The sequence below is a fragment of the Sulfitobacter sp. GN1-4 genome, assembly GCF_055693825.1.
The window spans coordinates 2,076,980-2,097,219 of sequence record NZ_JBVFUQ010000003.1 but is presented as its reverse complement, the minus strand read 5'-3'; the positions used below and the strand labels follow the sequence as shown (position 1 = coordinate 2,097,219).

General features: G+C 58.8%; 20 protein-coding genes and 3 pseudogenes. 14 read left to right on the top strand and 9 right to left on the bottom strand.

The window, feature by feature from the left end; genetic code table 11:
- Window position 1 precedes the first annotated feature (1 nt).
- Window positions 2-451 carry a type II toxin-antitoxin system RatA family toxin gene (locus ACZ1HM_RS10910; protein ID WP_472742796.1) on the bottom strand — a complete coding sequence of 150 codons (450 nt, stop codon included), beginning with the start codon at window positions 449-451 and terminating at the stop codon, window positions 2-4.
- A 78-nt stretch (window positions 452-529) separates the two neighbouring features.
- Between ACZ1HM_RS10910 and hpt the strand changes: the two genes are divergently transcribed.
- Both hpt and ACZ1HM_RS10900 read left to right on the top strand, forming a co-directional pair.
- The gene (gene hpt / locus ACZ1HM_RS10905) at window positions 530-1,066 is read left to right on the top strand and encodes a hypoxanthine phosphoribosyltransferase (protein ID WP_472742795.1); all 537 of its coding nucleotides are present in this window, start codon (window positions 530-532) and stop codon (window positions 1,064-1,066) included.
- Window positions 1,063-1,260, top strand: a complete 198-nt coding sequence (locus ACZ1HM_RS10900) for a hypothetical protein (protein ID WP_472742794.1) — start codon at window positions 1,063-1,065, stop codon at window positions 1,258-1,260. The genes hpt and ACZ1HM_RS10900 overlap by 4 nt, the downstream gene beginning before the upstream one ends.
- Here the strand turns inward: ACZ1HM_RS10900 and lipA are convergent.
- Together lipA and ACZ1HM_RS10890 are read right to left on the bottom strand one after the other, a co-directional pair.
- Complete coding sequence (gene lipA, locus ACZ1HM_RS10895; protein ID WP_472742793.1) at window positions 1,246-2,199, bottom strand: lipoyl synthase; 954 nt, start codon at window positions 2,197-2,199, stop codon at window positions 1,246-1,248. The two genes, ACZ1HM_RS10900 and lipA, sit on opposite strands and share 15 nt — an antisense overlap.
- Window positions 2,200-2,295: 96 nt before the next feature.
- A complete protein-coding gene (locus ACZ1HM_RS10890) occupies window positions 2,296-3,354 on the bottom strand; it encodes a DUF6456 domain-containing protein (RefSeq protein ID WP_472742792.1) in 1,059 nt (352 codons plus the stop codon).
- 235 nt (window positions 3,355-3,589) lie between these two features.
- Between ACZ1HM_RS10890 and ACZ1HM_RS10885 the strand changes: the two genes are divergently transcribed.
- On the top strand, window positions 3,590-3,883 hold the full coding sequence (locus ACZ1HM_RS10885; protein WP_472742791.1) for a DUF6477 family protein: 294 nt from the start codon (window positions 3,590-3,592) through the stop codon (window positions 3,881-3,883).
- 11 nt (window positions 3,884-3,894) lie between these two features.
- Here the strand turns inward: ACZ1HM_RS10885 and ACZ1HM_RS10880 are convergent.
- Window positions 3,895-5,432 (bottom strand): annotated as a pseudogene (locus ACZ1HM_RS10880) (trimethylamine methyltransferase family protein).
- A 219-nt stretch (window positions 5,433-5,651) separates the two neighbouring features.
- On the opposite strand from ACZ1HM_RS10880, the pseudogene guaA reads away from it, so the two are divergent.
- From guaA to ACZ1HM_RS10840, 8 genes and pseudogenes are all read left to right on the top strand, one after another.
- Window positions 5,652-7,225: pseudogene (gene guaA / locus ACZ1HM_RS10875) on the top strand (glutamine-hydrolyzing GMP synthase).
- A gap of 43 nt (window positions 7,226-7,268) precedes the next feature.
- Window positions 7,269-8,147 carry a DMT family transporter gene (locus tag ACZ1HM_RS10870; protein ID WP_472742790.1) on the top strand — a complete coding sequence of 293 codons (879 nt, stop codon included), beginning with the start codon at window positions 7,269-7,271 and terminating at the stop codon, window positions 8,145-8,147.
- A 28-nt stretch (window positions 8,148-8,175) separates the two neighbouring features.
- Window positions 8,176-9,087 (top strand): DMT family transporter, encoded by a 912-nt coding sequence (locus ACZ1HM_RS10865; RefSeq protein ID WP_472742789.1) that lies wholly within the window; start codon window positions 8,176-8,178, stop codon window positions 9,085-9,087.
- 29 nt (window positions 9,088-9,116) lie between these two features.
- The gene (locus ACZ1HM_RS10860; RefSeq protein WP_472742788.1) at window positions 9,117-9,971 is read left to right on the top strand and encodes an ATPase; all 855 of its coding nucleotides are present in this window, start codon (window positions 9,117-9,119) and stop codon (window positions 9,969-9,971) included.
- An 89-nt stretch (window positions 9,972-10,060) separates the two neighbouring features.
- Window positions 10,061-10,981 (top strand): homoserine O-acetyltransferase MetA, encoded by a 921-nt coding sequence (gene metA / locus ACZ1HM_RS10855; protein WP_472742787.1) that lies wholly within the window; start codon window positions 10,061-10,063, stop codon window positions 10,979-10,981.
- 1 nt (window position 10,982) lies between these two features.
- Window positions 10,983-11,954, top strand: coding sequence for an alpha/beta fold hydrolase (locus tag ACZ1HM_RS10850; protein ID WP_472742786.1), 972 nt, complete (start codon window positions 10,983-10,985; stop codon window positions 11,952-11,954).
- 49 nt (window positions 11,955-12,003) lie between these two features.
- Window positions 12,004-12,873, top strand: coding sequence for a polyphosphate kinase 2 (gene ppk2, locus ACZ1HM_RS10845; protein WP_472742785.1), 870 nt, complete (start codon window positions 12,004-12,006; stop codon window positions 12,871-12,873).
- Window positions 12,866-13,482 (top strand): annotated as a pseudogene (locus ACZ1HM_RS10840) (TetR/AcrR family transcriptional regulator). Before ppk2 ends, ACZ1HM_RS10840 begins: the two are co-directional and overlap by 8 nt.
- A 227-nt stretch (window positions 13,483-13,709) precedes the next feature.
- Here the strand turns inward: ACZ1HM_RS10840 and ACZ1HM_RS10835 are convergent.
- The 4 genes from ACZ1HM_RS10835 to ACZ1HM_RS10820 all read right to left on the bottom strand — a co-directional run bounded on the left by ACZ1HM_RS10835 (window position 13,710) and on the right by ACZ1HM_RS10820 (window position 16,942).
- Window positions 13,710-14,183: a GIY-YIG nuclease family protein gene (locus ACZ1HM_RS10835; RefSeq protein WP_472742784.1), complete on the bottom strand. Its 474-nt coding sequence runs from the start codon at window positions 14,181-14,183 to the stop codon at window positions 13,710-13,712.
- A gap of 202 nt (window positions 14,184-14,385) precedes the next feature.
- Window positions 14,386-14,889, bottom strand: coding sequence for a 30S ribosomal protein S9 (rpsI, locus tag ACZ1HM_RS10830; protein ID WP_472742783.1), 504 nt, complete (start codon window positions 14,887-14,889; stop codon window positions 14,386-14,388).
- 2 nt (window positions 14,890-14,891) lie between these two features.
- On the bottom strand, window positions 14,892-15,353 hold the full coding sequence (gene rplM, locus ACZ1HM_RS10825) for a 50S ribosomal protein L13 (protein ID WP_472742782.1): 462 nt from the start codon (window positions 15,351-15,353) through the stop codon (window positions 14,892-14,894).
- 161 nt (window positions 15,354-15,514) lie between these two features.
- Window positions 15,515-16,942: an aminotransferase-like domain-containing protein gene (locus ACZ1HM_RS10820; RefSeq protein ID WP_472742781.1), complete on the bottom strand. Its 1,428-nt coding sequence runs from the start codon at window positions 16,940-16,942 to the stop codon at window positions 15,515-15,517.
- Between the two features lie 33 nt (window positions 16,943-16,975).
- Between ACZ1HM_RS10820 and ACZ1HM_RS10815 the strand changes: the two genes are divergently transcribed.
- The gene (locus ACZ1HM_RS10815; protein ID WP_472742780.1) at window positions 16,976-17,281 is read left to right on the top strand and encodes a DUF1127 domain-containing protein; all 306 of its coding nucleotides are present in this window, start codon (window positions 16,976-16,978) and stop codon (window positions 17,279-17,281) included.
- A 51-nt stretch (window positions 17,282-17,332) separates the two neighbouring features.
- Here the strand turns inward: ACZ1HM_RS10815 and ACZ1HM_RS10810 are convergent, their stop codons facing one another.
- Window positions 17,333-17,764, bottom strand: coding sequence for a PaaI family thioesterase (locus ACZ1HM_RS10810; protein ID WP_472742779.1), 432 nt, complete (start codon window positions 17,762-17,764; stop codon window positions 17,333-17,335).
- 60 nt (window positions 17,765-17,824) lie between these two features.
- On the opposite strand from ACZ1HM_RS10810, the gene ACZ1HM_RS10805 reads away from it, so the two are divergent.
- Together ACZ1HM_RS10805 and trmFO are read left to right on the top strand one after the other, a co-directional pair.
- Complete coding sequence (locus tag ACZ1HM_RS10805) at window positions 17,825-18,610, top strand: enoyl-CoA hydratase (protein ID WP_472742778.1); 786 nt, start codon at window positions 17,825-17,827, stop codon at window positions 18,608-18,610.
- A gap of 276 nt (window positions 18,611-18,886) precedes the next feature.
- Complete coding sequence (gene trmFO / locus ACZ1HM_RS10800; protein ID WP_472742777.1) at window positions 18,887-20,239, top strand: methylenetetrahydrofolate--tRNA-(uracil(54)-C(5))-methyltransferase (FADH(2)-oxidizing) TrmFO; 1,353 nt, start codon at window positions 18,887-18,889, stop codon at window positions 20,237-20,239.
- Window position 20,240: the final 1 nt, after the last annotated feature.

The following is a 20,240-nucleotide window of genomic DNA, read 5'->3' as shown; positions in this document are numbered from 1 at the left end:
CTTAGCCCTGGCCATAAAGCGCATCCGCGCGCCGCTCAAACGCGCGAACAACCCGCTGCATTGCGTCGTTAAAAACCACGCCAATGATGCTTTGCAGGATGGCGTTCTTAAACTCAAAATCGACGTGAAAATGAACGTCACAACCGGTGTCGGTATCTTCAAACCGCCAGTCCGATTTCATGTATTTGAAGGGACCGTCCAGATATTCCGTATCGATCTTGCGCGCGTCCGGCCACAGCACCACGCGCGAAGTAAAGCGTTCGCGGAAAACCTTGAAGCTGATCACAAGATCGGCGTCCATCACCCTGTGGTCGCCCATATCGTCTTCGCGGCGGATACGGGCGGCGGCTGTCCACGGCAGAAACTCCGGGTATTTTCCAACATCCGCCACCAGATCGTACATCTGGTCTGCGGTGTAGGGCAGCGTCTTGGTCTCAGTATGGGTCGGCATTGCGTTCCTGGCTGGCTCGGGGTAGCCCTGTGTCACCGTTTGCAGCCGCAATTTCAAGGGCTAAGGAAAGGCCTGCTCATGACAGATCGTCGCTACGAAATTGACGAGATGATCTCTGCCAAATCCATTGCCGCGCGGATCGAAGCGCTGTGCCATGAGATCCGCACAGAGTTCTCCGATACAAACAAACTGGTGGTGGTCGGCCTGCTGCGCGGCTCTTTTGTGTTTATTGCCGATCTTGTGCGCGAATTGGATCTGCCGATTGAGGTCGATTTTCTTGAGGCGTCAAGCTACGGCGACGGGATGGAGAGCAGCCGAGAGGTGCGTATTCTCAAAGACTTACGCGGCGCTATTGAAGGGCGCGATGTGTTGGTCGTCGAAGATATCGTCGATACCGGGCACACGTTGCACCATGTCACCGGGCTGCTGAAATCTCGTGAGCCTGCCAAGCTGCGCACCATCGCGCTGCTCGACAAACCATCACGGCGCGAGGTGGATATGAAGGCGGATTGGACCGGCTTTGAAATCCCGGACGAATTCGTGGTGGGCTATGGCATCGATTTTGCACAGCGCAACCGCAACCTGCCCTTCATCGGCAAGGTCCGCTTTGTATGAACCTGATCTGGCTCTTGCGTATGTCGCAATGGGCCCGCAATCCGCCTTCGGCCAAACGGGTGAAACTGGTACTGGGCGTGGCGGCGATTGTGATCGTGATCGTGGCCATTGAATGGCTGGGCTTGTGGCCCGATTGGGCCACAACCGAACGCATCCCGCGCCGTATTGGCGTCCAGCCGCTAAGCGATCCCTAGCTTTTGGTTCCGCGCCGCGCGCAGGCGGGCAAAATCGTCGCCAGCGTGATAGGACGACCGGGTCAGCGGCGTGGCAGAGACCATCAGGAAGCCTTTGCCGTAGGCGGCTTTTTCATAGGCCGCAAACTCATCAGGGTGCACAAAGCGGTCCACCCGGTGGTGTTTCGGCGTGGGCTGCAGGTATTGACCGATGGTCAAAAAGTCGATGTCAGCGGCGCGCATGTCTTCCATCACCTGGATCACGGACTGGCGGTCTTCGCCCAAGCCCACCATGATGCCGGATTTGGTAAACATCGACGGATCCAGCTCTTTGACCCGTTGCAGCAGACGCAAAGAATGGAAATACCGCGCGCCGGGGCGCACCTCAGGGTAAAGGCCGGGCACAGTCTCAAGGTTGTGGTTGAACACGTCGGGGCGGGCTTCGACAACCTTTTCAAGGGCTTCTGGCCCGCAACGGATGAAATCCGGGGTCAGAATTTCGATGGTGGTGTCTGGGCTACGGTGCCGAATGGCGCGGATGGTCTGGGAAAAATGCTCCGCCCCGCCATCCTCAATATCGTCGCGGTCCACTGAGGTGATGACCACGTGGTTCAGCCCCAGCTTGGCCACCGCATCCGCGACGCGGCCCGGCTCAAACACATCCAACGCCTCGGGCGGTTTGCCGGTGGCGATGTTGCAGAAGGTGCAGGCGCGGGTACAGACCTCACCCATGATCATCATCGTGGCATGGCCCTGCGACCAACATTCGCCCACGTTGGGGCACCCGGCCTCTTCGCAGACGGTGACCAGCTTGTTTTCCCGCATGATCTTGGCGGTGTCTTCATAGCCCTGCCCACCCGGTGCCCTGACCCGGATCCACGACGGTTTTTTCGGCTGGGCGTTGTCTGGCTTGCGCGCCTTTTCTGGGTGGCGCTGTTCGGGGATCTTAAGATCACGCATGTCAGGTCTCCGGTTGGCTGGTGCTTATGTAACACATTCTGGCACCAGCAAAACCCTCAGACGCTGCAAGGCAGCCATGCAGCCCAGCTTAACCGATCATCGCCCCCCTGGTCCCAGATCATTGTCGTAGTATTGCTTGAGGTGTTTGAGCGCGATGCGCAGCACAACTTTGCCCGACCGCGCCGACCACCCCAGCCGCTTTTCGGTGCTTTCCAACCCTTCAAGATAACAGCAGCAATGCAAAACCACGTCTGACAGATCATAGCCCAAGGCGCGCAAGGCGGCCTCCACCCGTTGCTTGGCGGTCTTGGGGATCGGCTGCGGCAGGTTGGAGGGCAGCGGCGTGTCGGCACCTTTGAGGTATTGCTTCCAATGCTGCGGCAAAGTGCCTTCCAGCTGTGCCAGCTCAAAATCCTCACGCAACCGCTCCCCCGCTTGGACAAGCGCCTCTTCCAAGAACGGCTCGCCATTCTTGCCCCGCAACCGTGCCAGCACCGCAAGCGGGCTTTCCGCGGCCGCATAGCGCACGCGCTTTTGCGTCTCAGACCCTGTGCCATTGGACGTGCGGCTTAGCTCTGCCGGGCCGTCATAGGTCTCTGCCAGATGCTCAAGCGCTTGGCGGCCTGCGCCCGTGATTTTGTATCTGGTGATCCGCCCCCTGTTTTGGGCGATGATCCATTCCATCAGGGCCATCGCCTCAGCCACGTTGGCCTCAACAACACAGGTGCGTGCGGTTCCACCGCCCTGCACATCACGAACGACAACAGCGCGCGCCAGCCCCTCTGCCACCGCAAGCACCGCACCGGTTTCTGACAAACGGCGCAGCACCCGCAAGGCTTCGCGCAAAAGGGTGCTGTCATCCGGCAGGGCCGCTGATGCGTCTGGTGCCGTTTTGCTGGCAGGTTTGGCCGGGATGGCCGGTGTCCGCGCCACCAGTTTGCGCAAAGCGGCATCCACCAATGGATCATCACGGCGGGTTTCCACCTTGCGGATCTGCCGCAGGATGGTTGACGCATGACATCCCGCATTCCGGGCCAGGGCGCGAATGGAATGCCCCTCTTCGGTATGCGCAAGATAGTGTTTTGCCCCCGGCGGCACCCAGGCTGGCACAGCTTCTGAAGTGGCCGCATTGGCCAAGTTAAGAGTTATCCCCATCGTTATCCCCCAATTTCAGCCTGTTATCCACAGACATATCCACACAACCTAAAGATGCATTTGTTACTAGATCGTTAAAATTAACCTTCTGCTTAAGCATTGTTTCTAATTCATAAACAGTAATAAACCGCGCGCGCGGCGGTTCTGCCGCTTACGCAACACCCTTTTAGGTTGTGCAAAGATGTATCCAGCGACAGGTGTCGCCACAGGTTTACACAACCCCAGGAGACCAGACATGCAGGATATTTTGACAATGCTCAGCGCCTTGCAGCGCCCCCGCTTGATGATGCGCGCCGCCAGAATTGGTGCCGAGGATTACCGGCGCGACCGGCATCTGCCGCGCCTTTTGGGATACGGCACGTTGCCTAGGACAGCCGCGGCGGTGATGAAGCTGATGGAGATTGAAGCCGTCTTTGAGGAACAACGCGCCCAGTCAGACGCAAGCTACAGCCTAGTCCAGCACCTTGATGTGCTGATTGCGCTGGTGGCTGAGGCCCGCGTGTTAAGGGCCACGCGGGCCACAGTCTGAGCGATGTCAGATCACATAAAGCTGTCGGGTTCGGCCAGCTTCTTTTGTGCCACAAAGGCATCCAGACCTTCGCGGATGGCCGGATCAAGCGCGGGTTGCTGGTAGTCGGCCAGCATCTTTTCAACCCGCTGCGTGGCCAAGGCTTGGGTGTCGCGGGCACCTTCGTCTTCCCAGGTCTCAAACGGCTTGTAATCTAGCAGGTCGGATTTCCAGAAGGCGGATTTAAAGTTCGCCTGCGTATGGGCGCAGCCCAGGTAATGCCCGCCGGGCCCTACTTCACGGATGGCATCCATGGCTTGCGCGTTCTCATCAATCTGCACCCCTTGGGCCAGATGGTGGAGCGTGCCTAGCTGATCGGCATCCATCACGAATTTCTCAAATGAACTGACCAACCCGCCTTCCAGCCAACCGCAGGAATGCAGCATAAAGTTCACGCCGGACAACAGCCCCACATTCAGGCTGTTGGCGGTTTCATAGGCAGCTTGCGCATCCGGCAGCTTGGAGCCGCAGAAAGATCCCGCAGACCGGTAAGGCAGGCCAAGACGCCGCGCCAATTGTCCTACGCCGTAGGTGATATGCGCCGCTTCTGGGGTGCCGAAGGTCGGCGCGCCAGAGTTCATGTCGATGGAGGTCACAAACGCCCCCATGATCACCGGTGCGCCCGGACGAATAAGCTGGGAATAGGCGATGCCCGCCAGTGTCTCAGCCAAGACTTGCGTCAAGGTGCCCGCAACTGAGACCGGCGCCATGGCACCGCCCACAATAAAGGGCGAGATGATGGCCGCCTGGTTGTTGGTGGCATAAACCTCAAGCGCGCCCATCATCACATCATCAAACGTCATGGGTGAGTTGATGTTGATCAGCGAGGTCATCACCGTGTTTTGCTGGACAAACTCCTCGCCAAACAGGATGGCGCACATGTCCACTGAATCTTGTGCCCGGCTGGGCTCAGTCACGGATCCCATGAACGGCTTATCGCTCAGGGTCATGTGGGCATAAAGCATATCAAGGTGGCGCTTGTTGACCGGCAGGTCGGTAGGTTCACAGACCGTGCCGCCGGAATGGTGCAGCCACTTGGACATATAGCCCAGCTTCACGAATTTGTTGAAGTCATCCATCGTGGCATAGCGCCGCCCCCCTGGGCATCGCGCACGAATGGCGGGCCATAGACGGGTGCCAGCACCAGGTTTTTGCCCCCCACTACAACTGAGCGTTTGGGGTTGCGGGCGTGCTGGGTAAACTGGCTTGGCGCGGTGGCGCAAAGTTTGCGGGCCAGACCTTTGGGAATGCGGACGCGTTCGCCGTCAATATCGGCCCCGGCCTCGCGCCAACGTTCCAGCGCTTTGGGGTTATCCAGAAAATTGACGCCAACCTCTTCCAGCACCGTTTCCGCATTGGCCTCGATGATCTGGAGCGCCTCTTCGGTCAGCACCTCAAAGTTTGGGATGTTGCGTTCAATATATTTGGCTGTCTCAAAAGACACCGCGCTGCGCTCTGCGCGCCGTGCCGCACCGCCGCCGCCTCGTGACCGTCGTGCCCGTTCTGCCATTTTCGCCCCCATCTTGGATTGTGATCACTCACCTAACGCAAAGCCAGGGCACCCTGCTCACAGTAACCGTCCTTTAGGGGTGAAAAGCGACATCCGCTGACGGCTTGTGTCGCTCATATGGAAAAATTTGCGGCCTCAACGCCGCTTCCTCCGCTGTAGAGGCCTCAGCCCTGCCAATCGGCGCTTGCCACCATCCCGGCGCGGGCATAATCACAGCGCATGACCCAAGCCACTGATCCCACCGACCACGACCGCCTGCTGATCATTGATTTCGGCAGCCAAGTCACTCAGCTGATTGCTCGCAGACTACGCGAATTGAACGTCTTTTGCGAAATCCACCCGTTCAACAACGTGGATGCCGCTTTTTGAAGACCTTCGCCCCCCGCGCTGTGATTTTCTCAGGCGGTCCGGCCTCCGTGATTGATGAGGGCAGCCCGCGCCCTCCGGCTGAGGTGTTTGATCTGGGCGTGCCGATCCTGGGCATTTGTTACGGCCAACAGGTCATGATGGAGATGCTGGGCGGCAAAGTTGAACGCGGCCACGGCACAGCCGAGTTTGGCCGGGCCTATGTCACGCCGGGCGATGCTGCATTGGCGTTGCTTGAAGGGTGGTTTGCCACCGACCGCGAACAGGTCTGGATGAGCCACGGCGATCACGTCAGCAAGATTGCACCGGGTTTTGAGGTCTATGGCACCTCGCCCAATGCGCCTTATGCCATCACAGCCGACACCGCGCGGAACTTCTTTGCAGTGCAGTTCCACCCCGAGGTGCATCATACACCCAATGGGGCCAAGCTTTACGAGAACTTTGTGCGCCTTGCCGGGTTCAAGGGCGATTGGACGATGAGCGCCTACCGCGAAGAGGCGGTGGCCAACATCCGCGCCCAGGTGGGCGACAAGAACGTGATCTGTGCCCTGTCGGGGGGCGTTGATTCCTCCGTTGCCGCAGCCCTCATTCATGAGGCCATCGGGGATCAATTGACGTGTGTCTTTGTGGATCACGGGTTGCTGCGCAAGAATGAGGCGGCTGAGGTTGTGGGCATGTTCCGCGATCACATGAACCTGTCTGTCATTCATGCTGATGAAACAGAGCTGTTCTTGGGTGAATTGGAGGGCCAGTCCGACCCAGAGACCAAGCGCAAGATCATCGGCAAACTCTTTATTGATGTCTTCCAGAAATACGCCGACCAGATCGACGGGGCAGAGTTTTTGGCGCAGGGCACGCTTTACCCGGATGTGATCGAATCCGTCAGCTTTTCTGGTGGGCCGTCGGTCACCATCAAAAGCCACCACAATGTGGGCGGCCTGCCTGAAAAAATGGGCCTGACATTGGTGGAACCGCTGCGCGAGCTCTTTAAGGATGAGGTGCGTGCTTTGGGCCGTGAGCTGGGTTTGCCGCCCAGCTTTATTGGGCGCCACCCTTTCCCCGGTCCGGGCCTTGCCATCCGGTGCCCCGGTGAAATCACCCGCGAGAAGCTGGATATTCTGCGCGAAGCAGATGCCGTCTATATCGATCAGATCCGCAAGCACGGGCTTTATGACGAGATCTGGCAGGCCTTTTGCGCGATTTTGCCGGTGCGCACGGTGGGCGTGATGGGGGACGGCCGGACCTATGATTTCGCCTGCGCCCTGCGCGCGGTCACCTCTGTGGATGGTATGACGGCGGATTATTATCCTTTCAGCCACGAATTCCTGGGCGAAACGGCCACTCGGATCATCAACGAAGTGCCAGGCATCAACCGGGTGACCTATGACATCACCTCCAAACCGCCGGGCACCATCGAATGGGAATAACGCAGACGCGCCCTGCCGGGCCGAGACCCGCTAGAGGCCTCGCATGAGCCCGACCTTTCGCGCGGCGCTTTTCATGCTGGGGGCTATCTTCAGCTTTACCATGATGGCGATTGCCGGTCGTGAGCTTGCCGGGGCATTCGATACCTTTGAGATCATGATGTGGCGGTCCGCCTTTGGTCTGATCATTGTCGTGATCATCGCGGCAAGCGTTGGCACGCTGCACGAGGTCAACCGCGACGCGCTTGGCACCCATGTGATGCGCAACCTGTTTCACTTTACCGGGCAAAACCTGTGGTTTTATGCGGTGACCGTGATCCCATTGGCGCAGGTTTTCGCGTTGGAATTCACCACGCCTATTTGGGTGCTGATCCTATCCGTCTTCTTGCTGGGCGAACGGCTGACAGCGGTGCGCGCAGCGGCGGCTTTGATGGGGTTTGTCGGCATCCTGATCGTGGCACGACCGGGCCAGATGACCGAACTTAACGTCGGCATTCTGGCGGCGGGCAGCTGTGCGATTTTCTTTGCGCTCACCTATGTCTTTACCAAGCGGCTGACCGCCACCCAAAGCCTAACCGGGATCATGTTCTATCTGACAGCGCTCCAGCTGATCTTTGGGCTGATCACCGCAGGCTATGACGGCGATATCGCGCTGCCCACCGGGGCGGGCCTGCCTTGGCTATTGCTGATCGCGGCCTGCGGATTGCTGGCGCATACCTGCATTGCCAAAGCCCTGTCGCTGGCCCCTGCCGCGGTGGTGGCCCCCATTGATTTCGCGCGTTTGCCCATCATCGCCCTTGTGGGCGCGCTGGCCTACGCCGAAGCGCTTGATCCTTGGGTCTTTGTGGGGGCCGCGATCATCTTTGCAGGCAATTATCTCAACATCTGGTCAGAGACGCGTCAAAGCGCAAGAAACGGGTCGTGACCCCGGCCCCCCCGGACTAAAAGGCGGTATGACACAAAAAACGATCTCCACCCGTGCCTGGGCGGAAATGTTACTGCTGGCAATGCTTTGGGGGGCGTCCTTTGTCTCCATCCGCATTGCATTGGATGAGGTGGGGCCGCTGACGTCGGTGGCGCACCGGGTAGGCTGGGCCGCGCTGGCGCTTTGGGCGGTGGTGCTTGTGATGCGCTTGCCGCTGCCGCGCAGCCCCAAGGCCTGGGCGGCCTTTCTGGGCATGGGGCTTTTGAACAATGTCATCCCCTTTGGCCTGATGGCCTGGGGGCAGTTGCATATCGAAAGCGGGCTGACCTCAATCCTAAATGCGGCAACGGCCATCTTTGGTGTGGTTGTCGCGGCCCTCTTTTTCGCTGATGAGCGCATCACCTTGCGCAAAGGGGTGGGCGTGTTGCTGGGGTTTCTGGGCGTTGCCACGGCGATCGGGCTGGAGAACCTGCGCGATTTTGATTTGCGGTCCCTGGCGCAGATTGCGGTGCTGGGCGGCACGGTTTCTTATGCCTTGGCCAGCGTTTGGGCCCGCAAGATGTTGTCAGGACACCCCCCGCAGCTTGCCGCGGCGGGCATGGTGACGGGGGCAAGCCTGATCATGCTGCCCGCCGCCTGGCTGATCGAAGGGCCGCTGACGCTGAACCTTGAGATGCGCACGCTGGAGGCGATTGGCTATTACGCCTTTGGTGCGACAGCCTTGGCCTATCTGCTTTATTACCGGGTGCTGGCGATGGCGGGCAGTGGCAACCTGATGCTGGTCACGCTGCTGATCCCGCCATTCGCGATTGTTCTGGGCGCGATCTTGTTGGGCGAAACCCTGCGGCCTGCGGCCTATGGCGGATTTGCCCTGCTGGCGCTTGGTCTTTTGGTGCTGGACGGGCGTGTCTGGCAATGGCTGAAACGATCCGCTAGGTAGAGCCAAGACCAACCAATTGGACAGGCCCGATGCTCTACCCAACTGCGCAAGACTGGCGTGATGCGCCCCGCCGCAAGGTGCTGATCTTTGGCATGTCTGGGCTGGGCAAAACCCACCTTAGCAGCCTGTTGCGCGCCTCAGGCGATTGGTTTCACTATTCCATCGATTACCGCATCGGCACCCGCTATCTGGGCGAGGCCATTGTCGACAATGCCAAGGCCGAGGCGATGAAGGTGCCGTTCCTGCGCGAGCTGTTGATGAGCGACAGCATCTACATCGCGTCAAACATCACCTTTGAAAACCTCTCCCCCGTGGCGTCCTGGCTGGGCAAGCCCGGAGATGCGGCCAAGGGCGGCTTGCCGATCGCTGAATACCAAAACCGGCAAGAGGCGTTTCGACAGGGCGAAATCAGTGCCCTGCGAGATACGGCGCATTTTGCGCAACGCGCGCACCAGCTTTACGGCTATGATCATTTCATCTGCGATACCGGTGGCTCCATCTGCGAATGGGTGGACGCCAATGACCCAGAGGATGCCCTGCTGAAAGAGCTGTCTGAGGAATGCCTACTGGTCTGGATCAAAGGGGACGCGGCCCATACCCAAGAGCTGATCCGCCGCTTTGACCGCGCACCCAAACCCATGGCCTATCAACCTGCTTTCCTGCTGAAGGTCTGGCAGGACTACCTGCAGGAAAATGACATCGCTGAGGATGCGGTTGACCCGGACGCCTTTGTCCGCTGGACCTATGCCCAAGCGCTGGCCCACAGGCAGCCCCGGTACGAAGCGATGGCGCAGTGGGGCGTGACGATCACCGCCGATGAGATCAGCGCGCTAAAAAGCCAGGATGATTTCGTCGCACTCATTGCAGGGCGAATGCCGGGCTGACGCCCCTCTCCCGCTTGTGACACTGCCTGACTTGGCAGCGCCGCACAGGCGCATTATCTAACCGTTCCAAAAACACGGAAATCCGACCCATGCCGATTAAATTGCCTGCCACACTTCCCGCCTTTGACGTGCTGACGCAAGAAGGTGTGATGGTCATGGACGAAGACACGGCTGGCCGTCAGGATATCCGCCCGCTGCGCATCGCCCTGCTGAACCTGATGCCCAAGAAAATCCAGACCGAGAACCAGTTTGCGCGGCTAATCGGTGCGACCCCATTGCAGATTGAGCTGACGTTGCTGCGGATGACCGATCACCTCACCCGCAACACGGCAGCGGCCCACATGGAAAGCTTTTACAGACCTGTGAGTGAGGTCTGGGAGGAAAAGTTCGACGGGCTGATCATCACCGGTGCGCCGATTGAACATCTGGCCTTTGAGGATGTCGACTACTGGCAAGAGCTGACCCAGGTGATGGATTGGACCCAAAGCAATGTGCAGTCCACTTTTGGTGTCTGTTGGGGTGGCATGGCGATGATCAACCACTTTCATGGTGTTAAGAAACACATCCTCGATCATAAGGCCTTTGGCTGTTTCAAGCACCGCAACCTGGCACCAGCCTCGCCGTTTTTGCGCGGATTTTCGGACGAATGCGTGATGCCGGTGTCGCGCTGGACGGAGATTCGCCAGGACGAGGTGGATGCCCATGCGGGGCTGACCACGCTCTTGGGCAGTGACGAAGTGGGCCCCTGTCTGGTGCAAGACCCCGCGCACCGGGCGCTTTATGTATTCAACCACTTTGAGTACGACAGTGACACGCTCAAGCAAGAGTATGACCGCGATATCGCGGCGGGCACGCCCATCAACGTGCCGTGCAACTACTACCCGGATGATGATCCATCACAGCCGCCTTCCAATCGGTGGCGCAGCCATGCGCATCTGCTTTATGGCAATTGGATCAACGAGATATACCAATCCACCCCCTTCGACCTAGATCTGATTGGCAAGGGATGAGATGCGCCGCACGATGATCTATGTTGCCGTTTTTTTGTTGGCTCTGGTGGCCGTTGTGCAGTGGCGCGCCAGCGCGCAAGAAGCCGCAGCCGAGGCTGAGAACCCGCCCACCGGCGCCTTTGTTGAGGTGGACGGGGTGCCCGTGCACTACCGCGTCATGGGCAACGGGCCTGACCTGATTTTGCTGCACGGGGCCAGTGGCAACCTTAATGACTTTACGCTGGGCTTTACCGATCGTCTGACAGACCGCTACCGCGTGATCTTGATGGACCGTCCGGGCCTGGGCTGGACGGGGCGCCCGGAGGGCCATGGCGGGGCGTGGAACAGCAAAGAAGAAACCCCGCTGGATCAGGCCGCACTGCTGCAAAAAGCAGCCGATCAAATCGGTGTGACAAATCCCATCGTTCTGGGCCATTCCTTTGGCGGCATTGTTGCCCTGGCCTGGGGTCTAAGCCGCCCGGAAGATACCGCAGCCCTGGTCCTCGTATCGGCGGTGGCTGAACCCTGGCCGGGCAAATTGGGCTGGACCTACGGCACCTTCGGCTCAGCCTTGGGCGGCGCTTTGGCGGTGCCCTTGGTTACGGCCTTCGTGCCGCAATCCTACGTGTCCCAAAGCATTGAGAGCATCTTTGCGCCGCAAGACGCGCCAGCAGGCTATGCCGATCATATCGGCGCAGGCCTGACCCTGCGCCGCGCCAGCACCCGTGCAAATGCCCAGCAGGTGAACGCCCTGCGCCCGCATGTGGTTGAGATGCAAAAACGCTACGGAACGCTTGGCATGCCGATTGAGGCGATCCACGGCGATGCCGATACCATCGTACCTCTCAGCATTCATGCTGAGGTGCTGATGGGGGATGTGCCAAACGGCAATCTGGTTGTTTTACCGGGGGTTGGCCACATGCCGCAACATGTCGCCGCCGAGGATGTCGTTGCGGCGATTGACCGTGCAGCGACACGTGCGGGTTTGCGTTAATCGGATTAACATCCCATATAGAGGGACGTAGCCAAGACCAGGAGACCGCATGGAACTGCCCTTTGATGGTGCCATCAGCGCCTATTTTGAAAACGACGCCCCCGATGAGATCCGCAATGCGATCAAACGGGCGGACAAGGGTGACATCCTGACACCAAGCTATCCGCATTCCGATCGCATGGCCCGCAAGGTCTATGACAAGGAAATGGACCGCCTGCAGATCGAACTGGTCAAACTGCAAGCCTGGGCGCGTGAGAACGGCACCCGCATCGCCTGCGTCTTTGAAGGGCGCGATGCGGCGGGCAAAGGCGGCACCATCAGCCGGTTTCGCGCCAACCTGAACCCGCGTGCGGCACGGGTGGTAGCGCTGTCCAAACCCACTGAAACGGAGCGCACGCAGTGGTATTTTCAACGCTACATCTCGCATCTGCCAGCGGCGGGCGAAATGGTGTTTTTTGACCGCTCTTGGTACAATCGCGGCGTGGTTGAGAAGGTGTTTGGATTTTGTACCGATACACAGCGCGCCCATTTCTTTTCCCAAGTCAGCCCCTTTGAGGAGATGCTGGTGGATGAGGGCATTCACCTGTTCAAATTCTGGCTCAACGTCGGGCGAGCAGAACAACTGCGCCGCATGTTGGCGCGCGAAAGTGATCCGCTCAAGCAATGGAAGCTCAGCAGCATCGACGTCAAAGGCCTGTCCCGTTGGGACGCCTATTCAACCGCAATTCAAGAAACCCTAACCCAAAGCCATACCGCCCACGCGCCCTGGGCCGTTGTACGCTCTGACGACAAGCGCCGCGCACGGCTGAATGCCATCCGCACGGTGCTGCACGCCTTTGAGTATGACCGCAAAGACGTCAAAGCCATCGGTACATTGGACACGGATGTCTGCGGCGGCCCGGACATTTGGGATGCCTAAAAAGGGTTACCACCACGGCAACCTTCGCCAGGCCCTGACCGCCGCTGCGCTTGAATTGATCGAGGCGCGTGGCCCCACAGGCTTTACCCTGTCTGAGGCAGCAAAACAGGCGGGCGTCACCCCCGCCGCTGTCTACCGACACTTTGATGGGCGTGAGGCGCTGATCGCTGAGGCCGCGCAACAGGGGTATGAGATTTTTGCCGATCTGATGGAATACGCCTATCAATCGGGCCAACCCTCGGCGCTGAAGGCTTTTGAGGCCACGGGCCGCGCCTATCTGGCCTTTGCCCGCAAATATCCCGGCCACTACATCGCAATGTTCGAAAGCGGCGTGTCGGTGAACAGAACACCGGAACTGGCGCGGGTGGCGGGCCGAGCCAATGGCGTGCTGGAAAAGGCGGCAACAGATCTCAGCCAGCATATTCCTGAGGACAAACGCCCCCCGCCTCCATGTTCAGCGCCCATATCTGGGCGATGAGCCACGGCGTGGTAGAGCTTTTCGCCCGCAACTCCCCGGGACGTGCCTCGCCTTTCCCACCCGAAGACCTGCTGGAAACCGGCATCGGCATCTATCTGCGCGGCTTGGGGCTGGTGCAGCCGGACGATTAGAATACTTAAAGGTGCTAGAGCGTTGCGCCTTTGCCTTTTAAGGCAAGCGATCGAACTGCCGCTACTGCACTAATCCTCGCCTAGTTCATCTTCCGCAGCTTCCGCAAGTATGCGCTCTAAACGCTCCGCAATCGTCTCATTATTAAACATCCAGAACTGCCAACCGTTCACCGTTTGCCAAGTATACCCGTCCCTGTGCAATAGTCTAAGAGCAGACTTGCTTAGGCTCATCTCCTCTTCCTCGAAGAGAATCTTTTTTCGCTTACGATGTGCGCTGTGATCCCATCATCATTCGCATAGTGAATCCTGTCCCCAACCTTTAGGCCCGCATCGGAAAACTTATAGGTCTTGCGAGGTTTTCGGGTCGCTCGGTCAAGCGCCTTCACGCCCTCTGCGTCTTCTGCAGTATCCCCCTTTGGGGTTACATCGCGGCCATTCGTGAGTTTCAGTGCCGCAATGACCCTCATTGGGTCGATCTCAAAAAACTCTCTTGTTGTTCGGGTCCGGTGATCCGCGAAGGCTTGATGCACAAGCCTTTCCACCTGTGCATCATCCTCAACCTCAACCGCATATACGCACCTAAAGGGCAGGGGCACGCTCGTATTGTCGAGCTGCTTAAGCCTATGCTCCAGGTTTGTTGTCTTTCCGACTTTTACATAGCTGTCGAAAGCGGGATTTGTGAGAACGTAAACAACAGCCATAGATCTCCGCCCTATTTTAAGCGTGGTATTTCAGCCGGTGCTATATCGAGCTCCCAAACTGCTTTTCAACTGGACCGTGTTTTCAAAGGCGACACAACAGCATTATTTGAGCTGCAAAAGGAAAACCCACCATTGCCCCACCACCACAGCAAAAGGGCCGCACCCTGCGGCACGGCCCTTTCCAAAAATCGTGTAAAACAGCTTAACGCTTGGAGAACTGGAAGCTCTTACGCGCTTTGGCCTTACCGTATTTCTTACGCTCAACGACACGGCTGTCGCGGGTCAGGAAGCCTGCCGCTTTCAGCGCCGCGCGCAGAGAGGGATCATAAAGCTGCAGCGCTTTGGAGATGCCGTGCTTAACCGCGCCCGCCTGACCAGACAGACCGCCGCCCTTGACGGTGGCATAGACGTCAAACTGACCTTCGGTGTTGGTGATGCCGAAAGGCTGCGCCAGGATCATCTGCAGCACGGGACGGGCAAAATATGCGTTCTGCTCTTTGCCGTTCACAGTCACCTTGCCGGAACCAGGCTTGATCCAGACGCGGGCAACCGCATCCTTCCGCTTGCCTGTGGCATAGGAGCGGCCCAGTTCATCGCGCTGTGGCTCACGTGCGATTTCTTCAACGACAGGCACCTGAGGGGCTGCTGTCATGTCCTCGGTCACGACCTCAGCCAGGTCTTCGAGTGTTTTGATTTCGTCGGACATCTTTATGCGCTCCGCGTGTTTTTCTTGTTCATGGCTTTGACGTCCAGAACTTCAGGCGCTTGCGCCTCATGAGGATGCTCACCACCGGCGTAAACGCGCAGGTTGGTCATGATCTGGCGGGACAGGCGGTTGCCAGGCAGCATGCGCTTGACCGCTTGGGTCACAACACGCTCTGGGTGCGCGCCTTCCAGGATCTGTGCCTTGGTGCGGGATTTGATCCCACCGGGGTGGCCTGTGTGCCAGTAAAAGTGTTCATCACGCTTCTTGCCGGTCATCTGCACTTTTTCAGCGTTGATGACGATGACATTGTCGCCGCAATCCATATGGGGCGTGAAGGACGGCTTGTGCTTGCCGCGCAGGCGCATCGCAACGATCGAGGCAAGACGGCCCAGCACCACGCCTTCGGCGTCGATGATGATCCACTTCTTGTCGATGTCTGCTGGTGTCGCAGTAAAGGTTTTCATCGGGTTTTCCTGTTTCAGAGTGATCGGGGCCACCCGCGCGGGCGGCACACATCATTGATGGGCGGGTTATAAAGGTTGCCCCGCACGCGTCAAGCGCACCATTGCCGCTTTATATAAGCAAAAACAATGCTTTATAAAATAGGTATAATAATACCCCAGACTTAGACGCTGATTTGCTCTGCCGGATTCTCCAAAAGGTCGCGCAGCTCTTCCATTGCGCTTTCAAACCGCTCCAATGACACACCGCCGTTCACGGCAATGCGCACCGCATGGGGGCTGGCGCTGTCGCGCCCGGCGAACTCTTCTGCTGCGCGGACCTGAACGCCGCGTTTCTCTGCCGCCTGGCAGAACGCAGAGGCCCGCCAGCCTTTGGGCAGGTGCAACCACAGAAACGGGACATCTTTGCGCCACTTCAATTTATGACTGCCCAACGTGTTCACCGCCGTCTTGACGTATTTCTCAACCCCAAGACGCGATCTGTCCATGATCGCGGGCAAGTCGGGATGCGACAGCAACGCGGCGGTCAGATCAATCATCGGGGTCGCCAGGCCGAAAAAGCCATGCTCGGCCGCACGGTGCAAAGCGGCTGACATACCGCGTGGCCCGACCGCACAGCCGATCCGCAGCGCTGGCGTGATGGATTTGGACAAAGAGCTGACATACCAGCCGCGCTCTGGAGCCAAAAGCCGATACCCCTCGCCCTCGGCACGGCCCATGCGATAGCAATCGTCTTCCAAAATCTGCAAATCCGCCTTGCGGGCCACCTGAACCAACGCCCGGCGCCGCTCCATCGGGGTAAAGCCGCAGGTCGGGCTGTGCACTTCGGGAGAGGTACACAGGATCTGGCCTTCGGGATGGCGCTCCGCCGCCTCGGCCAAAGCCTCGGGGATGATGCCGTGGCTGTCGCAGGGAATGGAGACCACTTCGGCGCGCACCAATTCGGCAGCGCGCCTGAAACCGGGATAGGCCAGTTCCTCTAGGAATACCGTCGGGCGGCGCCCGCGCAGGATTGTTTGAAAGACCAGCAGAATGCCGTTCTGTCCGCCAAGGGACAGCACGATTTCCTGTTCATCTATGGGGCCAATGGGGGCACCTTGCAGCCAATGGACCATCGCCTCGCGCGCGGCTTTGGCGGTGCGCCGTGAGGGGTAGTGCATGATGCCTGACGGCGGGTCCTGCGCGATCTGCGCCAAAAGGGTGCGAATAAGCTCTGACTGCCCGCCGTTGGGCAAATGCGGGGAAAAAAGGTTCACGGTTGGCTCTGCTGCCGCGTGATTGTGCCGGACCGCGTCGATTTCAATGAGGTTCAGCGGCGGCGGCGTGTTGTCTTCGGTTATCGCTGTTGGATCAGCGACAAAGGTCCCCCGCCCCACCTCAGCCTGCAGCACCCCGCTGTCGGTCAACACGGTATAGGCCCGCGCAACGGTGCCGGGGGTGATCTTGAGCTGCCAGGCCAGGTCGCGCACCGGGGGCAGCTTTTGCCCCACTTTCAGCCCGCCAAGCGCGATCTGATCTCGGATCATTGTAACAACCGCTTTGTACTTTGGCTTTGCACCGCTGACGGCATCAGGCGACCAAATTGTATCCATTACAATGTTTCTCTGGCTCTATTGTATCAGTCAATGTATCCCATAATTGTAGCAGTTAGCTACTTTGTGTCAATACAATTTGATAGGAGATTTCCCATGGCACACCAAAGATCGATCCCGACCGATGCATTGAGCATTCTTTCTCACCCTGGCACGCCTGTCGCGGCGCAGGTGGCGGTCAAATTTGCGGTCCTGGTGACGAAATGGGCCACACGCCGCCGCACTAGGCTTGCCCTCTCCCAGCTGGAGCCTTGGCAGCTAAGCGATGTGGGACTGACGTCGACGGATGCGTATACCAGAATCCCGTCGCGTGTTCTGGCAGGGCTAACTTCCCCGTAAGCACCTGCTGGACCTCTTCTAACTGGGCCGGGTTTTCCCGGCCCTTTTTTGTTAAAGCGGCATCTCTTTTGGGGGGATCGCATAGGTCAGCCCGGCGCGCGCAACCGGCGCATCCATACCTTCCGAAAACAGCAACACATCCGTGACCGACAGCTGCTTGCCCAGCTTTAACAACCGCGCCTCGGCAATCAGGGGCACGTTGGCCTCGGGCTTACGCATGAAATCAATCGCGCAGTTCGTCGTGACCGCTAAGGCCTTGGGCCCGATATGCGCCAGCGTCACGACATAGGCTGCAACATCAGCAAGCCCGAACATGCTGGGCCCTGAAATAGTCCCGCCAGGCCGCAAGTGTTTTTCTGAGGTCAGCAAGCGCATCGTAACCTCACCGGGGCGCACGTCATCGACGTTGAAATCATCCGCAACCTGTTGAAACACCTTCTGCATGAAGACGTTCAACTCCTCGGCGGTCATAATCGGTGTCATCGCTTGTCCTCCCCGCAGCGCTTGGCCTAGAGTTGGCCCTGACCGATGGGGAGAGGCAAGATGGCAATTTTGGAAGTGACGCAACGTGCGGCAGTAACGCATCTGACGATGAACGCGCCGGAGCGGTTGAATGCGCTGTCGGATGAGATGTTGGCGGCCCTGCAAGAAACCCTTGATGGCTTGGCAGAAGACCCCGACACGCGGGTGATCACCCTATCGGGAACGGGCAAGGCGTTTTGTGCAGGCCACGATCTGCGGCAGATGACCGCGATGCGGCAGGCAGAGGATGGCGGCGCGGCGGCCTTTAAGGATTTGTTCGACCGCTGTGCGCGGGTCATGGCACGGGTGCAATCCATGCCGCAGCCAGTGATTGCCCAGGTCCACGGCATCGCGACCGCCGCGGGGTGCCAATTGGTGGCCACCTGTGACATGGCCGTGGCCGCCGAAGGCACCAAGTTTGGCGTCAATGGCGTCAACATCGGCCTCTTTTGCTCCACCCCGATGGTCGCACTCAGCCGGAACATCCCGCGCAAACAAGCCTTTGAAATGCTCACAACCGGCGAATTCATTCCAGCCACCCGCGCAAAAGAGCTGGGATTGGTCAACCGCGTGGTGCCGCATGAGCAATTGGAGGCCGAAACAGCATCGCTGGCAGATCTTTTGGCGTCAAAGCTTGGCTCTGCGGTGAAGATTGGCAAGGAAGCCTTCTACAATCAGATCCAGATGCCCGTGGCCGATGCCTATGCCTATACCGGGGATGTGATGGTGCAGAATATGCTGCGCGATGACACCCGTGAAGGCATCGACGCTTTTCTGGAAAAACGCCCGCCAGAGTGGACGCAATAGCCGTTTCCATATCGGCAACGGTCTGTTGAATAAGAAAAGCTATCAATTCGGGCACAATTGGGGCATGTTTGTGACACGGCGCACATGAGTGCGTATTTGGGTCGCCGCCGGCGGAAGGTCCCTCCAGATCAGCCTCTCACTGATCGACCATTCCCGCAGCGGCGACCCCAAATCGACCCCCACAGTCCCCACCACTTCTGACAGGCGCATTTACCGCCGCCCTTGTACACACAGTCTGTGTTGCGCAGTTGGGCCGCCTGCCCTACATCGGGCAGCATGACAGAGACACTTCATATCATTGGCGGCGGCATGGCCGGATCCGAGGCCGCGTGGCAAGCGGCCAACGCGGGCATCTCCGTTGTGCTGCACGAAATGCGGCCCGATGTGGGCACGTTTGCGCATCAAACCGGGCTTTTGGGAGAAATGGTCTGCTCCAACTCCTTCCGCTCAGACGATTCTGAACAGAACGCGGTTGGGCTGTTGCATTGGGAAATGCGCGCGGCCAACGGGTTGATCATGCAGACGGCAGATAAACACCGCCTGCCTGCAGGGGGCGCACTGGCGGTTGACCGGGATCCTTTTGCCCAATCCGTCACGGAGGCCCTGTTGGCGCACCCCAATGTCACCGTTGAGTATGGAGAGATCACAAGCCTGCCAACCGAGGGTCACTGGATCATCGCCACAGGCCCCCTGACCTCAGGCGCACTGGCGGATGCGATTGCCGCTGAAACCGGGGCCGACGCGCTGGCGTTTTTTGATGCCATTGCCCCGATCCTTTATTTTGACAGCATCGATATGGATGCCGCCTGGATGCAGTCGCGCTATGACAAAGGTGAGACTGAGGAAGAGCGCACCGCCTATCTCAACTGTCCGATGACCAAAGACCAATATGAGGCCTTCATCGACGCGTTGCTGGCCGCAGACAAGACAGAGTTCAAGGAAGGCGAGACCGCAGGTTATTTTGACGGCTGCCTTCCGATTGAGGTGATGGCTGAACGTGGCCGTGAGACGCTGCGCTTTGGACCGATGAAACCTGTGGGTCTGACCAATCCGCATGCGCCCGATGTCAAACCCTATGCCGTGGTGCAGCTGCGCCGGGACAACAAGCTTGGCACGCTCTACAACATGGTCGGCTTTCAGACCAAAATGAAATACGGCGCGCAAACCCAGGTTTTCAAAATGATCCCAGGGCTTGAGAACGCTTCTTTTGCCCGGCTTGGTGGCATTCACAGGAACTCCTTTATCAATTCGCCCACCCTGCTGGATGATCAGATGCGCCTGAAATCCCGCCGCAACATTCGCTTTGCCGGACAAATCACGGGCGTGGAAGGCTATGTAGAAAGTGCCGCCATGGGGCTGCTTGCTGGGCGGATGGCAACGGCTGAAATTCTGGGACAGCCGGTAGAGGCACCGCCCAACACCACCGCAATGGGCGCGTTGATCACCCACATCACCGGCGGCGCTGAGGCCAAAACGTTTCAGCCGATGAACGTGAACTTCGGTCTGTTCCCTCCTGTTGAGGGTCTCAAAGGCGGGCGGCGGGGCCGCAAGGACCGCTACAAAGCCTATACCGATCGCGCGAAAGCTGATTGGCAACACTGGCTGGACAGAGATTGCGTGCCTGCCTAGG

Excerpts from the sequence above, each read along its gene's own strand:
- metA (WP_472742787.1), top strand. The coding sequence starts at position 10,061 with ATGCCGATTAAATTGCCTGCCACACTTCCCGCCTTTGACGTGCTGACG.
- ACZ1HM_RS10815 (WP_472742780.1), top strand. The coding sequence starts at position 16,976 with ATGTATCCCATAATTGTAGCAGTTAGCTACTTTGTGTCAATACAATTT.
- ACZ1HM_RS10890 (WP_472742792.1), bottom strand. The coding sequence starts at position 3,354 with ATGGGGATAACTCTTAACTTGGCCAATGCGGCCACTTCAGAAGCTGTG.
- ACZ1HM_RS10865 (WP_472742789.1), top strand. The coding sequence starts at position 8,176 with ATGACACAAAAAACGATCTCCACCCGTGCCTGGGCGGAAATGTTACTG.
- hpt (WP_472742795.1), top strand. The coding sequence starts at position 530 with ATGACAGATCGTCGCTACGAAATTGACGAGATGATCTCTGCCAAATCC.
- ppk2 (WP_472742785.1), top strand. The coding sequence starts at position 12,004 with ATGGAACTGCCCTTTGATGGTGCCATCAGCGCCTATTTTGAAAACGAC.
- ACZ1HM_RS10850 (WP_472742786.1), top strand. The coding sequence starts at position 10,983 with ATGCGCCGCACGATGATCTATGTTGCCGTTTTTTTGTTGGCTCTGGTG.
- ACZ1HM_RS10810 (WP_472742779.1), bottom strand. The coding sequence starts at position 17,764 with ATGACACCGATTATGACCGCCGAGGAGTTGAACGTCTTCATGCAGAAG.
- rpsI (WP_472742783.1), bottom strand. The coding sequence starts at position 14,889 with ATGTCCGACGAAATCAAAACACTCGAAGACCTGGCTGAGGTCGTGACC.
- ACZ1HM_RS10885 (WP_472742791.1), top strand. The coding sequence starts at position 3,590 with ATGCAGGATATTTTGACAATGCTCAGCGCCTTGCAGCGCCCCCGCTTG.
- lipA (WP_472742793.1), bottom strand. The coding sequence starts at position 2,199 with ATGCGTGATCTTAAGATCCCCGAACAGCGCCACCCAGAAAAGGCGCGC.
- ACZ1HM_RS10820 (WP_472742781.1), bottom strand. The coding sequence starts at position 16,942 with ATGGATACAATTTGGTCGCCTGATGCCGTCAGCGGTGCAAAGCCAAAG.
- ACZ1HM_RS10910 (WP_472742796.1), bottom strand. The coding sequence starts at position 451 with ATGCCGACCCATACTGAGACCAAGACGCTGCCCTACACCGCAGACCAG.
- rplM (WP_472742782.1), bottom strand. The coding sequence starts at position 15,353 with ATGAAAACCTTTACTGCGACACCAGCAGACATCGACAAGAAGTGGATC.
- ACZ1HM_RS10900 (WP_472742794.1), top strand. The coding sequence starts at position 1,063 with ATGAACCTGATCTGGCTCTTGCGTATGTCGCAATGGGCCCGCAATCCG.
- ACZ1HM_RS10805 (WP_472742778.1), top strand. The coding sequence starts at position 17,825 with ATGGCAATTTTGGAAGTGACGCAACGTGCGGCAGTAACGCATCTGACG.
- ACZ1HM_RS10870 (WP_472742790.1), top strand. The coding sequence starts at position 7,269 with ATGAGCCCGACCTTTCGCGCGGCGCTTTTCATGCTGGGGGCTATCTTC.
- ACZ1HM_RS10835 (WP_472742784.1), bottom strand. The coding sequence starts at position 14,183 with ATGGCTGTTGTTTACGTTCTCACAAATCCCGCTTTCGACAGCTATGTA.
- ACZ1HM_RS10860 (WP_472742788.1), top strand. The coding sequence starts at position 9,117 with ATGCTCTACCCAACTGCGCAAGACTGGCGTGATGCGCCCCGCCGCAAG.
- trmFO (WP_472742777.1), top strand. The coding sequence starts at position 18,887 with ATGACAGAGACACTTCATATCATTGGCGGCGGCATGGCCGGATCCGAG.